The sequence below is a fragment of the Ideonella sp. genome, assembly GCF_041287625.1.
In the GTDB taxonomy this organism is placed as follows: domain Bacteria; phylum Pseudomonadota; class Gammaproteobacteria; order Burkholderiales; family Burkholderiaceae_C; genus Ideonella.
The window spans coordinates 227,851-242,446 of record NZ_JBGGNH010000015.1 but is presented as its reverse complement, the minus strand read 5'-3'; the positions used below and the strand labels follow the sequence as shown (position 1 = coordinate 242,446).

The 14,596-nt window shown below is 68.8% G+C and carries 16 protein-coding genes; 7 read left to right on the top strand and 9 right to left on the bottom strand.

Going from position 1 to position 14,596, the window contains the following annotated elements; translation table 11 throughout:
* Positions 1-13 precede the first annotated feature (13 nt).
* Positions 14-517, top strand: coding sequence for a hypothetical protein (locus ACAH41_RS05350; RefSeq protein WP_325652936.1), 504 nt, complete (start codon positions 14-16; stop codon positions 515-517).
* A gap of 24 nt (positions 518-541) precedes the next feature.
* Here the strand turns inward: ACAH41_RS05350 and ACAH41_RS05345 are convergent, their stop codons facing one another.
* Positions 542-1,084 carry a CAP domain-containing protein gene (locus ACAH41_RS05345; protein ID WP_325652938.1) on the bottom strand — a complete coding sequence of 181 codons (543 nt, stop codon included), beginning with the start codon at positions 1,082-1,084 and terminating at the stop codon, positions 542-544.
* Positions 1,085-1,384: 300 nt separating this feature from the next.
* On the opposite strand from ACAH41_RS05345, the gene ACAH41_RS05340 reads away from it, so the two are divergent.
* The 4 genes from ACAH41_RS05340 to ACAH41_RS05325 all read left to right on the top strand — a co-directional run bounded on the left by ACAH41_RS05340 (position 1,385) and on the right by ACAH41_RS05325 (position 4,534).
* Entirely contained in the window at positions 1,385-2,632 is a 1,248-nt protein-coding gene (locus ACAH41_RS05340) for a catalase family protein (protein WP_325652940.1), read from the top strand.
* Positions 2,633-2,720: 88 nt separating this feature from the next.
* Complete coding sequence (locus tag ACAH41_RS05335; RefSeq protein WP_370538207.1) at positions 2,721-3,119, top strand: hypothetical protein; 399 nt, start codon at positions 2,721-2,723, stop codon at positions 3,117-3,119.
* 18 nt (positions 3,120-3,137) lie between these two features.
* Positions 3,138-3,686, top strand: a complete 549-nt coding sequence (locus ACAH41_RS05330; protein ID WP_325652941.1) for an RNA polymerase sigma factor — start codon at positions 3,138-3,140, stop codon at positions 3,684-3,686.
* On the top strand, positions 3,683-4,534 hold the full coding sequence (locus ACAH41_RS05325; protein WP_325652943.1) for an anti-sigma factor: 852 nt from the start codon (positions 3,683-3,685) through the stop codon (positions 4,532-4,534). The genes ACAH41_RS05330 and ACAH41_RS05325 overlap by 4 nt, the downstream gene beginning before the upstream one ends.
* Here ACAH41_RS05325 and ACAH41_RS05320 read toward each other — a convergent pair whose 3' ends face one another.
* The 8 genes from ACAH41_RS05320 to ACAH41_RS05285 form a co-directional block, all read right to left on the bottom strand.
* Positions 4,535-5,743, bottom strand: a complete 1,209-nt coding sequence (locus tag ACAH41_RS05320; RefSeq protein ID WP_325652945.1) for a response regulator — start codon at positions 5,741-5,743, stop codon at positions 4,535-4,537.
* A complete protein-coding gene (locus ACAH41_RS05315) occupies positions 5,740-7,488 on the bottom strand; it encodes an ATP-binding protein (RefSeq protein ID WP_325652946.1) in 1,749 nt (582 codons plus the stop codon). Before ACAH41_RS05315 ends, ACAH41_RS05320 begins: the two co-directional genes overlap by 4 nt.
* A 4-nt stretch (positions 7,489-7,492) precedes the next feature.
* A complete protein-coding gene (locus tag ACAH41_RS05310) occupies positions 7,493-8,515 on the bottom strand; it encodes an ATP-binding protein (protein ID WP_325652949.1) in 1,023 nt (340 codons plus the stop codon).
* A 19-nt stretch (positions 8,516-8,534) separates the two neighbouring features.
* On the bottom strand, positions 8,535-8,927 hold the full coding sequence (locus tag ACAH41_RS05305) for an anti-sigma regulatory factor (RefSeq protein WP_325652951.1): 393 nt from the start codon (positions 8,925-8,927) through the stop codon (positions 8,535-8,537).
* Positions 8,920-9,342, bottom strand: coding sequence for an STAS domain-containing protein (locus ACAH41_RS05300; RefSeq protein WP_325652952.1), 423 nt, complete (start codon positions 9,340-9,342; stop codon positions 8,920-8,922). Before ACAH41_RS05300 ends, ACAH41_RS05305 begins: the two co-directional genes overlap by 8 nt.
* 7 nt (positions 9,343-9,349) lie before the next feature.
* On the bottom strand, positions 9,350-10,243 hold the full coding sequence (locus ACAH41_RS05295; protein ID WP_370538206.1) for an STAS domain-containing protein: 894 nt from the start codon (positions 10,241-10,243) through the stop codon (positions 9,350-9,352).
* A 105-nt stretch (positions 10,244-10,348) separates the two neighbouring features.
* Positions 10,349-10,774 carry a response regulator gene (locus ACAH41_RS05290; protein ID WP_325652956.1) on the bottom strand — a complete coding sequence of 142 codons (426 nt, stop codon included), beginning with the start codon at positions 10,772-10,774 and terminating at the stop codon, positions 10,349-10,351.
* Between the two features lie 121 nt (positions 10,775-10,895).
* Positions 10,896-12,113 carry a M23 family metallopeptidase gene (locus tag ACAH41_RS05285; RefSeq protein WP_325652957.1) on the bottom strand — a complete coding sequence of 406 codons (1,218 nt, stop codon included), beginning with the start codon at positions 12,111-12,113 and terminating at the stop codon, positions 10,896-10,898.
* 198 nt (positions 12,114-12,311) lie between these two features.
* Between ACAH41_RS05285 and ACAH41_RS05280 the strand changes: the two genes are divergently transcribed.
* Together ACAH41_RS05280 and ACAH41_RS05275 are read left to right on the top strand one after the other, a co-directional pair.
* Positions 12,312-13,256 carry a Ku protein gene (locus ACAH41_RS05280; RefSeq protein ID WP_325652958.1) on the top strand — a complete coding sequence of 315 codons (945 nt, stop codon included), beginning with the start codon at positions 12,312-12,314 and terminating at the stop codon, positions 13,254-13,256.
* Between the two features lie 182 nt (positions 13,257-13,438).
* Positions 13,439-14,593 (top strand): HAMP domain-containing sensor histidine kinase, encoded by a 1,155-nt coding sequence (locus ACAH41_RS05275; protein ID WP_325652960.1) that lies wholly within the window; start codon positions 13,439-13,441, stop codon positions 14,591-14,593.
* Positions 14,594-14,596: the final 3 nt, after the last annotated feature.

The following is a 14,596-nucleotide window of genomic DNA, read 5'->3' as shown; positions in this document are numbered from 1 at the left end:
GGTGACCCGGACGTTGAACTACCTCGGCATGCGTCATATCCTGCCGCTGCTTCTCACCATGACAACCATTGCGGTGGGTCATGCTGCAAGCCAGGCAAAGCCGCAGGCTCAGTGCCGCTTGACTGACGAGGCTTTCGACTCCGTGCTTCGTCGGGTTGGTGACTGGCGAACGATCGACGCCTTTCATCGCAAGCACTTTCCGCAGTGTCTTGATGACGGCTACTACTCGGAGGGCTACTCCGATCTGATTGTCCACACGCTTGCTTCGCGTTGGGACACGCTGCCGGTGCTTGCCGAGGTCACTCGGCGAAGGCCTGCCTTCCTGAAATTCGTGCTCAGGCACATCGATGCCTCGACTGATCCGACCCAGCTTCGAGCAATTCAGGTCGACGCTGCCTCCGCGTGCCCAGCCGCCCAACGCCAACTTTGCGCGGCCATCGGCGGCGCTGCAAAAAGCGCGCTGATGGAGATCGCTGTTCCGGTTCCGCCTGCAGGCGAAGTGTCGTCAGTCTTTTGATGCCCAACCCATTCAAAAGCTCTGCTACCGGATGGCATTCATGCACATCAATTCCACCGCCATGAAGCCGAACTTCTTGTGCGGGCCGAAGCCGAAGCCGACGGTCTTGTAGTCGTCCTTGAACAGGTTGTCGCGGTGGCCGCGGGTGGGCACGCCGTCGTCCACCACGAGCTGGATCACGACGTCGCGGGGCGTGGGCATGCCGTAGCTGATGTTTTCGCCGCAATAGGCGGTGCCGGACAGGTGGCGGGTGGCGCGGTCGGAGGGGCTGGCGCCGTTGGCGCTGTAGTGGCCGGTGGCGCCTTCGGGGCCTTGTTCGGCCACGTGGCCCTGTGCGGCGTTGGACAGGCAGTTCGACAGCGCCAGCGGCTTCACCGGCTGTGCCTCCCTGAGGAACGCGATGGTTTCCGCCACGGCGGCGCGGCCTTCCACACTGGCGTAGGACATGCCCTCCGATTTGTAGAAGCCTTGCGCGTCCATGTTGCGGAATCGCTCCTCGACGAATTTGGCGTATTCCCTTGGGTTGGTGCGCAGCAGGTTCACCTCTTCGAGCAGCGGCTGCGCCATGGGGCCGGGCTTTCCTCTTTCTGCACAGCTGACGGTGATGTCCTGGGCTTGGGCCGGGGCGGCGAGGGCGGCACAGAGGGTGAATGCCGCGGTGGCAAGGAGGCTGGGATGGAGGCGCATGGGACGGGCTGGGGTGACTTCGGGTGCGAGTGCGGGGCGATTGTCGATTCCCCCGGCGCCGGGCAAGTGTTGCGGTTCGAGAAGGATGTAAGCGGCGTTGGCGCGATCGCGGCGCCGTCCTACGTCCGGCCCTTTGGCGCAAGCCTAGGCTGAAGCAGTTTCACTGCCGAGGAGCCGCGCATGACTTCGCCTGCCGCTGCGCATGCCACACACGATGCCACGCTGGACGACCCGAGCCTGCCGGATCCGTTCACGCTGCAACCACTGCGTTACCAGCCTTCCTTTGAATTCCTCGAAGAAGACGAGGCACAGACCGGCGATGCACTGGTTGCGGCGATGCGGGGCATCAGCGAGAAGGTGCTGAAGGATGAAGGCCATGCCTATCGCTCGGTGCATGCCAAGAGCCACGGGTTGTTGCTGGGCGAGCTGGAGGTGCTGGACGACCTGCCGCCGGCCTATGCACAAGGGGTGTTTGCGCAGCCCGGGCGTTACCCGGCGGTGATGCGGCTGTCGACCATTCCGGGTGACCTGCTGCATGACGCGGTGTCCACGCCGCGCGGCTTTGCGCTGAAGCTGGTGGGTGTGCCGGGTGACCGGGTGCCGGGCTCGGAGGGCGACAGCACGCAGGACTTCGTGATGGTCGACAGCCCGAACTTCAGCGCCAAGAGTGCGCGCCAGTTCCTGCGCAGCGTGAAGCTGGTGGCAGCCACGACCGACAGGCTGCCCAGCCTGAAGCAGGCGCTCTCGGTGGTGTTGCGCGGGCTGGAGCGCTGGGCCGAGAAGGCCGACACCGAGCTCAACTCGCTCAAGGCGCTGGGCGCGCATCCGCCCACCCACCCGCTGGGTGACCGCTACTACGGCCAGTTGCCGTTGCTGTGGGGCCCGTACATGGCCAAGTTCTGCCTGGTGCCGGTGGACGATTCTCTGCTCGCGTTGCGCCAGCATCCGGTCGACCTGGACGCCCACCATGACGCGCTGCGCCTGGCCGTGGAGGCGCATTTCGCGCGCGAGGGCGGCGCCTGGGAGCTGCGCGTGCAGCTGTGCACCGACCTGGCCCACATGCCGCTGGAAGACCCGTCCGAGCCGTGGTCCGAGGCGCTGAGCCCGTATGTGGCGGTGGCGCGGCTGCGCGCGGCACCGCAGCCGGGCTGGAGCCGGGCGCTGTCGGTGGTGATCGACGACGGCATGGCCTTCAGCCCCTGGCATGCGCTGGCGGCGCACCGGCCGCTGGGCGCGATCATGCGCATCCGCCAGGCGGCCTACCGCATGGCGGCCGAATTTCGCGCGGCGCACAACCCGACGCCGGTCGTCGAGCCGCGCTCGCTGGCGGCGCTGAAAGCCCTGCTGGGCCGGGCGGGCGAGCTGGCCTGGCCCGCCGAGGGCATGGCGCTCACCGATTCGCACAATTTTTCGCGGCCGATGGAATAAACGGCACGCCGCGCCCGTCTGCGTCACAGTGAGCAGCTGCCGCGCCATGGGGGCGGGGCGGCTCGCTCACCGATGGGGAGACATCTCGATGACGCAGATTCGCATGCACACCGGCTGGCGCCTGGCGCTGACCACTGGCGTGATGACCGGCCTGATGGCCGTGGCCGGCCTGGCCCAGGCCGCCGCACCCGCGTTCAGCAAGGGTGCGCTGGTCGGCCCGAACGGCATGACGCTCTACACCTTCGACAAGGACACTGCCGGCAGCGGCAAGAGCGTCTGCAACGGCCCTTGCGCCAAGCTCTGGCCGCCGCTGGTGGCCACAGCAGGTGACACGCCCAGCGGCGACTACACGCTGCTGACGCGTGACGACGGCGCCAAGCAATGGGCCTTCAAGGGCAAGCCGCTGTACTACTACGAGGCCGACAAGGCGGCCGGCGAGCGCAGCGGTGACAAGTTCAAGGACGTCTGGCACATCATTCCGGAATGAACCTGGCCGAGCCCGCACGTGCAGCACGACGACCCGCAGCAACTGCTGACCTGGCTGCCGCGCCTGCGCCGCTATGCGCGCGCGCTGGCCGGCAACCGGGACGATGCCGACGACCTGGTGCAGGACACGCTGGAGCGTGCCTGGGCCAAGGCCGGGCTGTGGCGCGGCGTGGCCGACATGCGGGCCTGGCTGTTCAGCCTGATGCACCACCTGCACGTGGACGGCCACCGCCGCGGCCGGTTGAACATCGTGGCGCTGGCCGAAGGTGAGCCGCTGCCGGAGCAGGCCGAGCCGGCGCGTCAAACCGAAGGCCTGGCGCTGCGGGACCTGGCGGGCGCGCTGGCCCAGCTGCCGGCCGAGCAGCGCGAGGTGCTGCTGCTGGTGGCGCTGGAAGACATGGCCTATGCCGACGTGGCGCAGGCGCTGGGCCTGCCGATGGGCACCGTGATGTCGCGCCTGTCGCGGAGCCGCGAGCGGCTGCGGCAGCTGATGAACGAACCGGTGCTGCCGGCCACCGCAACGGCCGCCGCCGTCGCCGGCCGGCCCACCTTGAAGGTCATCAAATGAGGCCCGAAGACGCGGACACACCGGTCACCGAAGCCGAGCTGCACGGCTGGCTGGACGGCCAGCTGCCAGCCGCACGCCAGCAGGAGATCGGCGCCTACCTGGCCGAGCGGCCGCAAGAGGCTGAGCGGCTGGCCGACTACCGCGGCCAGAAGGCGGCCTTGCGCGCCTTGTTCGACCCGGTGCTGGACGAAGCCGCCCCCGCCCGGCTGCTGCGCGCCGCGGCGCCGCGCCAGCCCTGGTACGCGCAGCGCTGGGTCGCCGGCCTGGCGCTGCTGCTGCTGGGCACCGGCACCGGCTGGGGCCTGCACAGCGCGCTGCCGGCAGGTGGCGATGCGACCGCGCTGGCGTTGGCCGCCGCCCGTTCGCCCGAAGGCTTTGCCCGCAGCGCCGCGGTGGCGCATGCCGTCTTCAGCCCGGACCAGCGCCGCGCCGTGGAGCTGGACGCTGCGCACGAGGAACAGCTCAGCACCTGGCTTTCGCGCCGCATGGGCGCGGCGATGAAGCCGCCGCATTTGCAGGCCCAGGGCTATGCGCTCGAAGGCGGCCGGCTGCTGCCCGGCGGCCAGGGCCCGGTCGCGCAGTTCATGTACCGGGACAGCGAGGGCCGCAAGCTCACCGTCTACGTCTCCAACGAACTCGGCCCTGCCGGTGCCGCTTCAGCGCCAGTCCACGCGGGCGTGCCCGCCAGCGCGATGCCGGCCACCGCCTTCCGCTTCGCCCGCGAAGGCAAGGTCAACGTCTTCTACTGGGTGGACGGCGCCTACGGCTACGCGATCACCGCCGACGCCAGCCGGCAGGTGCTGGCAGATGTGTCGAACGAGGTGTATCGGCAGTTGGTCAGCGAATGATCAAGCCGCAGCCAGCCACAGCGCCACGGTCGTGCCAACGCCGGGTTCGCTTTGCAGCCGTGCGCTGCCTTGCGAGAAGCGGCAGAGGTTGCTCACTTGCAGCAGGCCAAGCCCGGTGCCGGCGGAGGGCAGCTTGGTGGTGAAGAAGGGCTCGAAGGCGCGGGCGGCGACTTCGGGGGGCATGCCGCTGCCGGTGTCCTGCACGCTGACGACGGTGTAGCGGCCGGGGGCGAGTTCGGCGTCGGCGGCGAGCAATTGCCGCTGGGTCGCGGCGATGGTGATGCGGCCGCCGTCGGGCATTGCATCGCGGGCGTTCATCACCAGGTTCAGCAGCGCCAGTTCGAGCTGGGGGCTGTCGGTCTGCGCCAGCACGGGGTGCTCGGGCAGCGCCAGCGTGACGGGGTTGCCGTGGCCGGCCGTCTGCTGCAGCCATTCGTTCAGCTGCAGCAGCAGCGCGCGCACGTCCACCGCGCTGGCCAGCATCTCGCCGGGGCGGGAGAAGGCGAGGAAACGTTCGGTCAGGCGCTGGCCCCGTTCGGCAGCGAGCAGCGCGTCGTCGAGCAGCGGCTGCACCGGCTGGCCTTCCACCTGGCCGCGGGCGCCGCGCACCTGCGCCGCCACACCGGAGAGGATGTTCTTGAAGTCGTGCACCATCACGTCGGACAGCTGGCCCACGGTTTCGAGTTTCTGTGACTGGATCAGCGCGTATTCCGCCCGCTCGCGCTGGGCGATCTGCTCCAGCAGCTGCACATTGGCACGGCGCAGCTCGCGAGTGCGCTCTTCCACCCGGGCTTCCAGCGTGGCGTTCAGCGTGCGGGTGGCGGCCTCGGCCGCGTGCAGGCGCAGCAGCGCGCGCACGGCGGCCACCAGTTCCTGCGGTTCTGTCGGCTGGATCAGGTAGGCATCGGCCCCACCTTCCAGGCCTTGGGTGCGGTCGCGCGAGGAGATCATCGTGGCGGAGGTCTGCAGCACCATGGTGCTGGGCCAGCGCTGCTTGATCTGCTTGCAGACTTCCAGGCCGCTCATGTCGGGCAGGTGCACGTCCAGCAGGGCCAGCGCGGGCCGCAGGTTTTCCATGCACCGCAGCGCTTCGGCACCGTTGTGCGCGTCCACCACTTCGAAGCCGGCATGCCGCAGCGTGCGGTGCTTGGTGTAGCGCGCGGCCTCGGTGTCTTCGACGTTCAGGATGATGGCGGTTTCGAGACTCATGGGACACCTCCTGGCCCGAAGACCGCTGTGTTGATCAGGGACGTCAGGCCGTCGCGCGACACGTCTTGCTTGGGCAGGATGGCATAGGCGCTGGACAGCGAGCGCTTCTGCTCCATCGACAGTGGGTAGGACGAGCAGATGACCACCGGCGTGGTGCGCAGCCCGGACTCGGCCAGCCGGCGCATCACGGTGAAGCCATCCATGCGCGGCATGTGCAGGTCCAGCATGATGAGTTCCGGCCGGTGCTGCAGCGCAGCCTCCAGGCCGGCCTGGCCATCGGCCGCCTCCATCACCTCGAAGTCGGCGTCCTGCGCGATGTGGCGCACCACGTAGCGGAAGGCCTCTTCGTCGTCGATCACCAGCATGCGGCGGGCGGCGTGGCCGGCGGCGCTGGGCGAGGGTTGCAGCGGCTGGCCCAGGCGCACCGGCAGGAACAGCTCGAAAGTGGAGCCCTCGCCAGGCTGGCTGCGCAGCGTGATGTCGCCGCCCATCAGCATGGCCAGCCGGCGCGACAGCGGCAGGCCCAGGCCGGTGCCGCCGCGCTGCAGCCGGCCGTCCACCTGCGAGAACTCCTCGAAGATGCGGGCCTGGTCCTCGGCCGAGATGCCCACGCCGGTGTCGGCCACGCTGAAGACCATGCGGCGGCGCGCACTGTCGTGCCGGGCGGTCACGCGCACCTGGCCTTGTTCGGTGAACTTCAGCGCGTTGTGGATCAGGTTGCGCAGCACCTGGGCCACCTTGGGCTCGTCGCCGAACAGGGCGGGCAGGCCGGTGGGCTCGTCGAACACCAGCCGCACGGCGGGGTTCTGGTGCAGCGGGCGCAGCGCGCCGCGCAGCGAGGCGAAGAGTTCGGTGGCGGTGAACGCGGCCGGCTTCACGTCCAGCTTGCCGGCCTCGATCTTGGACAGGTCCAGCAGGTCGTTGACCATTTCCAGCAGCGTCTGCGCCGACGAGCGGATGTAGCCGACCTGGCGCGTCTGCTCGGCGTTCAGCGGGCCGTCCACACCGTCGATCAGCAGCCGCGAGAGCGCCAGGATCGAGTTCAGCGGCGTGCGGAATTCATGGCTCATCTGCGAGAGGAAGCGCGACTTGGTGTCGCTGGCCGCCTTGAGCTGCTCGGCTTTTTCCTCCAGCTCTGCGTACAGCGCGACCACGCCGCGGTTGGTCTCCTCCAGCTCGCGGTTCAGGCGCAGGCTGTCAGCCTGGCGCTCGCCCAGCTGGTGCAGGCTTTCGGCCAGCTCGCGGTTCTGTTCGTGCAGCGCGGTGACCGGGTCGGCGCGGCGTTGCGGCATGGCGGCGGCAATCTCGTCCAGCACCACCGGGTTGAGCCGGGCCTGCGCGCTGGCAGGCAAGGCCTGCGACAGCTGCACCCGCGTGCCGTCCAGGCCGGTCCGGATGTCGAAACCGTCAACCAGCCGGCGCGCATTCAGCAAGCCCTGCCCATGGTTGGGTGCGAAGGCCTTGCGGCCGGCCAGGATGGCGTCCAGTTCGCCAATGCCGCCGCCCCGGTCTTCGATGACGACGAGGAATTGCCGCGGGCCGACCGGCTGGTCCACCGCCAGGCTCAGCACGCCGCCGCCGGCATGGTCGGACGCATTGCGGGCGATCTCGGAGGCGGCGGTGGCCAGGCGGGTCTGGGCTGGTCGGTCGAAGCCCAGCAGCTCGGCCGCGCGGCGCACCTGCAGGCGCGCCGCGGCCACGTCGGCGGCGCTGGTGAAGGACAGGGTGGCGAGGCGCAGGCTCATGGCATCAGCGCCGGCCGGTCTTGACGACGACGATGGTGGCGTCGTCGTGCCCGCGGGCGAAATCGCGGTACAGCACGCCGGCCACCAGCATCGGGTGCTGGCGCGAGAGGCCAGGGTAGGGTTCCAGTGACCAGCTGCTGCCAATGCCGTCGGAGTGCATGATCAGCAGGCCGTCTGCGCTGGGGTATTCGAAGCCCTGGACCTTGCGTGCGTTGTGCCCGGCCGTGCCGTTGTGCGAGACCATGCGGCGCATCTGCCCGCCCGGCCCCCAGACGGTGCCGGCAATGTTGCCCAGGCCGGCGAAGACGGTGGTGCCGCTGCCCCACTGCACGCGGGCTGCCGCCACGGCGGCACCGCGGGTGTGGCGCAGCCCCGCATGCACCGCCTCGATGATCTCCACCGGCCCGCCGGTGCGGTGCCGCTGGAAGACCTGCACCGCCTCGGTGGAGGCAATGGCGGCCTGGGTGCCGTGGCCCAGCCCGTCGGCGACGAACACGGTGCGGCTGGCGCCGTCCTCGTGCACGCTCCAGGCATCGCCGCACACGGTCTCGCCGTGCTTGGCCACCATCACCGCACCGAGCTGCTGCTGGCTGGTGGCGCTGGCCGAGGTGGCGTTGGCCGAGGTGGCAGAGGCGGCCGGTTCATCGCGCGGCAACCGTGCATGGATGACCGTGCCCTGGCCGGGCCAGGAGGCCACGTGCAGCGCGGCCGAGGCCCGCCGCACCGCGCCCAGGCCGTTGCCGCGGGTGCCGGCGGTGGAGTAGCCGTCGGCCATGCAGGCGGCGATGTCGACCATGCCCTGGCCCTTGTCCATGGCCAGCAGGTGCAGGCTGTGGTCATGGTGGCCCACCAGCAGCCGGCCACCGCCGCCGTGCTTGATCAGGTTGGTCGACAGCTCGGTCGCCACCAGCGCCACCGCGGCCGCGCGGGCCGGGTCGAAGCCGGCCTCCTGCGCCAGCGACTGGGCGTGGCGCCGCGCGCCGGCGATCTGCGTCACGTCGGCCAGCGGCCATTCGGTCATCTTCATCGCGGTCGCGCTTTCATCATCATTTCCATCGCGTCATGGTGATGCGCGTGCCTTGCCCGGGGGCGGTTTGAATCTCGAACTCGCTGGACAGGCGCCTGGCACCGCCCAGGCCCAGGCCCATGCCCTTGCCGGTGGTGTAGCCGTCCCGCAGCGCGGCGGCCAGGTCGGCAATGCCGGGGCCTTCGTCAATGAAGCACAGCCGGACGCCATTTCGCGGCGGCAGGGCGACCAGCTCCATCTCGACCCAGCCGCCACCGCCGTAGTCCAGCGTGTTGCGGGCGATCTCGCTGGCGGCGGTGACGAACTTGGTCTGGTCCACCAGGCCGAAGCCGGCCTCGATCGCCAGCCCGCGAACCCGTTGCCGCACGCGCACCACGTCTTCAGAACTCCGAATGTCCAGCCGTTCAGGCACCGGCTTGGTCCTGCTGGCCGTCGTCGTCGTCGTCCCCGTCGGCGGCTTCGTCGCGGTAGACATTGGCGTGTGCGCGGATCATGGCAATGCCGCGGTCCACGTTCAGCGCGGTCTTCACGCCGGTCAGCGAGAGGCCGAGTTCCACCAGCGTGATGGCGACTGCCGGGCGCATGCCGACGACCACCGTGTCGGCGTCCAGCATGCGCGAGACGGCGGCGATGTTGTCCAGCATGCGGCCCATGAAGCTGTCGACGATCTCCAGCGCGGAGATGTCGATCAGCACGCCGCGCGCGCCGGTGGCCACCACCTTGTGGCTCAGGTCTTCTTCCAACGCCTGGGCGATCTGGTCGTGCATGTCGACCTGGATGCTCACCAGCAGCGCGTTGCCGAGCCGGAGGATGGGAATCCGTTCCATGTCGACCTCAGGCCTTCTGCGGCGAGGCGGCCGCGACGTCGTACTTGCTCCGGTTGCGCACCACGCTGCGGCCCTGGCGGGTCAGCGCCAGCAGGAAGGCGTCGGCCAGCGTGGCCTTGGAGACCACGGTGAGTTCCACGCCCAGGTGCACCATGGTCTGCGCAATCTGCGGGCGGATGCCGCTGATGATGCAGTCCGCGCCCATCAGCCGGGCGGCGGCAATGGTCTTGAGCAAGTGCTGCGCGGTCAGCGTGTCCACCATCGGCACGCCGGTGATGTCGATGATGGCGATCTCGGCACTCTGCTGGACGATGGCTTCGAGCAGGTTCTCCATCACCGACTGGGTGCGTTCGCTGTCCAGCGTGCCGATCAGCGGCAGCGCGAGGATGCCGTCCCAGAGCTTGATCACCGGCGTGGACAGCTCGGCCAGCTCCTGCTGCTGGCGCACGATCACGCCTTCGCGGGTCTTCTGGAAGGTCTCCATCGTCAGCAGGCCCAGGCGGTCCAGCAGCAGGCCGATCTCCCAGTTCGAGCGCAGCCGGCCAAGCTCGTCGGCCGTGTCCACGTGTGCGGAGGCGTCGAACAGCGGCTGTTTCAGCGAGAAGACGAAGATGGCGGTTTCGCGCGGCGAGAAACCCTGCATGCCGCGGCTGGCGGAGAGATCGGTGAGGAAGTCGCGCACCGGCCCGAAAGAGGGTGCGTCGACGTTCAGGCTGCCGCTCTGCAGGGCGTCGCGCAACAGGCGCAGGAAGGCTGCGCACTGGGTCTGCAGTTCACCCTCCTGGATGCGGCCGCTGCTCAGCGCACCATCGGCCTTCAGGGCTTGCAACCAAGCGGCAAAGATCTGCTTTTCGTGATCGTTCAACAGGGTCGACACGACGGTCCTTCCGGTTTGGGTCATGGGGAATTCCTCCGCAAAGGGGTCGTTGCCAGGCCTGTTCCCGTTGCCTGCAACACAGTGGCAAAGCAGGGCGCGGTGCCCTGGTGGGTGAAAGCTGCCGGAATGTCAGCGTGGCGGCGGGGGCCGGTCTTCGGCCAGCGCCAGGCAGTAGTCAATCAAGGCATCGATCTCGTTGGACTTGTCGAAGACGCGGTCAGCGCCCAGCTTCAGGCATTCGCGCCGCATGTCGGGCGTGGCGTAGTTGGTGAGCACCACGCAGCGTGCTCGCGCGCCGTGGCCATGGCCATGGCCGCAGGCTGAGCGCAGCACGCCCAGGCCGGAGCCTTGCGCGAGCATCAGGTCGATCAGCACCAGGTCCAGTGGCGCTTGCGCCATGGGTGGCGTGAGCGCCGCCAGGTGCGCCACGGCCTCGTGCTCGCCGTCCGCCCAGCCGACGATCTTCACCGAGGCCATTTCTTCGAGGGCGGCCGTCAGGTTGTCGCGGATCAGTCGACTGTCCTCGACCAGGTAGGCGTTCAGGGTGTGGGGCATGGTGGGCAGGACAGGCTGCTCCGCGGCACCCTGTTGCCAGTGTGGCAATCGGGCAGGCGGCTTGCCAGGGATCGCCGCCCCGGCTTGGCGTAGGACTTGTCTGACGCGGCGATGAACCGGGTCAGAAGCCGATCAGGTCGCCGTGCAGCGGCATCACAGCTCGCATGCCGACCGGGCGGTCGGGTGAGGCGTCTTTCGACAGGTCCAGCATGTCGCTTTCGCTGCCGCGGCCTGTCAAGGTGAGGCGCTCGAAGACAAACGGCAACCCTTGTGACGGGGCAAATTCCGCCGAGTCGGACACCTGGAAATGCAGATGGGGCGCGCCGGCACTGCCGGACACGCCCAGCCGTGCCAGTGGGGCGCCTCGCTTGATGCGCTCGCCGGTCTTCACGCGCAGGCTGCCCTGGCGCAGGTGCGCGTAGTGCACGAAGACGTGAGGCGCAATCTCGAGGATCACGAAATTGCCGTAGAGCGCCTCGGCCGTCATCTCGGTGGGCTGCGCCATCGGCGCCAAGGGCTTGTTGTCCGGCACGCCGTCGCGCGCGCTGCGCACCACACCGTCTGCCACCGCCACAACCTCCGCATCGAAGCCGGTCCAGTCGCTGGGCAGGCTGCTCGCCAGCTTGTCTGACGGGACGGTGACGGCGTGGCCCTTGGCATCCAGGCCGAAGAAGTCGATGGCATGGCGCTGGGGAACCGTCAGGCGCCCGTTTTCCGCCACCAGGCTGCCCCAGTGGTGCGACTGCGCATGGCCCGGGCCTTCATCGACCAGCCACTGCACGGCCTTTGCGTTGGATCGCAGCGGCGCAGCGATCACCACGGGCCGCGTCGAGTCGACTGCCACCGGCACGTCCGTGGCCACCTGCGTCTGGCCTTTTGCAGTCTTGAACACCAGGCGGTGATGCAGCAGCGCCGGCAGGGCTTGCGTCTTGGGCAAGGTGAGCCAGACGAAAAGCACGGCATGCATGCCGGCCTCTATGGGCAGGCTGTTGTCGGCGTCCAGTGCCTTGCCCGGACCCAGCAGCGCGGCCAGCGCTGTGCCGCTGAAGCTGGCCAGGGGCTTGCTGGCCCCGTTGGCAAAGACCTCCAGCTGGCCGAGATTCAGCGGGCCGGTGCCGGCATAGAAGTTCGTAACGTCCAGCTCATAGGCCAGGTGCAGAAAGCCATCGCTGCCCGGCACTGCCTGCGGTGTGAACACGGCATGCGCCTCAATCGGCGCCGGCTCCTCCGCTGCCCTTGCGGCTGCCGCCAACAGCAGCAACGAACTCCAGGCCATCACGACCGACATCCGGCGTCGCCAGGTCCGCACCGGGTGGGCGCCGGGGTGGGAGCTTCTCATTCGATCCTTTCGGGTGTGAGCGCATCGGCGGCGCCGCGCAGTCTTCGGTGAGAAGTTTAGCCATGCTCCTCCGTAGGTCCCGGCCTACGCCAGCTCTGCCGCTCGACCGCTGGCGTGTGGCGCAGGCCTTGGCCAGCATGCAGGCTCTGCGGCTGCAGTGGCCGCTGCACGGCCCCCGCGGGCCTTGAGGAGCTTGGCATGGCACGGGTCATCTGGAAGGGCGCCATCAGCTTCGGGCTGGTGCATGTACCGGTGGGGCTGTACCCCGCCTCGCGAGAAGACGACATCGACTTCGACTGGCTGGACAAGCGCAGCATGGATCCGGTGGGCTACAAGCGCGTCAACAAGCGCACGGGGCGCGAGATCCAGAAGGACGACATCGTGCGTGGCGTGAAGCTCGAAGATGGCGACTACGTGCTGATGTCCGACGAGGAGATCCAGGCCGCGTACCCGCAGAGCACGCAGACGATTGCCATCGAGGCCTTTGTCACCGCGACCGAGATCCCTTTCCTGTACCTGGAAAAGCCGTATTACCTGGCGCCCATCGGCAAGGCAGGCAAGGTCTACGCACTGCTGCGCGAGGCCATGCTGAAGGCCGGCTGCATCGGCATCGCGCGGGTGGTCATGCACGCGAAGGAACACCTGGCGGCGCTGATTCCGTCCGGCGAGGCGCTGCTGCTCAACACGCTGCGCTGGCCCAACGAGATCCGCCCGGCCGAGGAACTGAGCTTTCCGCCCGAGGGCGCCGCGGCCAACAAGCTGGCGCCCGGCGAGATGAAGATGGCAGAAGCCTTGATCGCCGACATGACGATGAAGTGGCGGGCCGAGGACTACGCAGACCAGTTCCGCGCCGCCATCATGGCGCTGATCCACAAGAAGTCCGAAGCCGGCGACACCGAGCGTGTCACGCCGCTGGAAGCCGCCGCCGACAGCAGCGCGCCCAGCAACGTGGTCGACCTGACCGAGCTGCTCAAGCGCAGCCTGGGCGGACGCGGCAAGTCCGGCGCCAAGTCCCGGGACACGCAAGACGACGCAGCGCCCGAGGCCAAGCCCAAATCGAGGCGCAGCGCCACTGCCAAGCCCTCCGTCAAGTCGGTCGCCAAGCCCACCGCCGCCAAGCCCGCGCGGCGCAAGGCCGCGTGAGGCGCCGCTCAAGCGCGCCGTGGTGGGCGTCGGTTCGCCGGTGTTCGAGGCCATCGAGATGACGCGCGCCTTTGTCGATGCGAGGCGGCACCGGCAGGCTGACGAGCGCCGTACCAGGGCCGCCCGAACCCGCTCTGCACGAATGGTCTCGGTGGTGGCCTCCGCCCGCTGCAAAATGGCGCATGCGCCTCTCCAACTTCATCATCAGCCACCTTGACGAGATCCTGGTCGAATGGGTGGCGTTTGCGCGCTGCCAGCTGCCTGCTGCGGCAAACCTGGACGACGCGGCCTTGCTGGATCACGGCAAGCTGATCCTTGAGGAAATCGTTGCCGACATGGGGCGCCCACTGCAGGAGGACGAGCGGCAGGCCAAGTCGGAAGGCAACAGTGCAACCGCTTCTGAATCGGCCGACGTGCCGTCCCGCAGCCATGCCCGGCAGCGCGAGCGGCAGGGGTTCCACATCGAGCAATTGGTGGCCGAATACAGGGCCCTGCGCGCGACGGTCTTCCGACTCTGGAGTGCCTCATCGGGCCCTGCGCAGCGCGAGGACCTGGAAGAATTCGCCCGCTTCAACGAAGCGGTCGACCAGGCCATCGCAGAGTCATTGCAAGTCTTTGTGGCGGAGGTCGACAAGGCACGTGACCTTTTCCTCGGCATGCTGGGCCACGACCTGCGCGGCCCGCTGAGCACGATTGCCAGCTGCGCCAACCTGCACCGGCGCAGCCGGCCCAACGATTCGCCGCACACGCCTGTCCTGCTGCGCAGCGTTGCGCAGATGAAGGCGCTGCTGGATGACCTGGTCGAATACACCCGGCACCGGCTGGGCTCCGGCCTGCCGATCGATCCGGCTGACCTCCAGCTCGACCAGTTCGCCCGCGAAACCCTGGACGAGATCGCGGCCATCAGCGGCGGGCGCGAACTGGCGCTGGAAGTGCGGGGCGACCTGCGTGGGGAATGGGACGCGCGGCGCCTGCACCAGGTCCTCTCGAACCTGGTCGTCAACGCATTGAAATACGGCCTGCCGGACGCCCCCATCCGCATCTGCCTGGACGGCACGCGCGCGGACGAGGTGATCCTGGCCGTGGAAAACACCGGCAAACCCATCCCGAAACGACTGTTGCCAACCCTCTTCGACCCCCTCGTCCGCGCGGCAGGCGAAGACTGGGAGGCCGACTCCCCCGTGGCCGGCGCCAACCTCGGCCTGGGCCTCTACGTGGTGCGCGAAATCGCCACCGCGCACGGCGGCACCGTCGAAGTGACGTCGAACGAGAACGCCACACGCTTCGCGCTGCGGCTGCCGCGCGTGTCTGCGCGCGTGAGCAGTCCGGGGCAGTGAGCC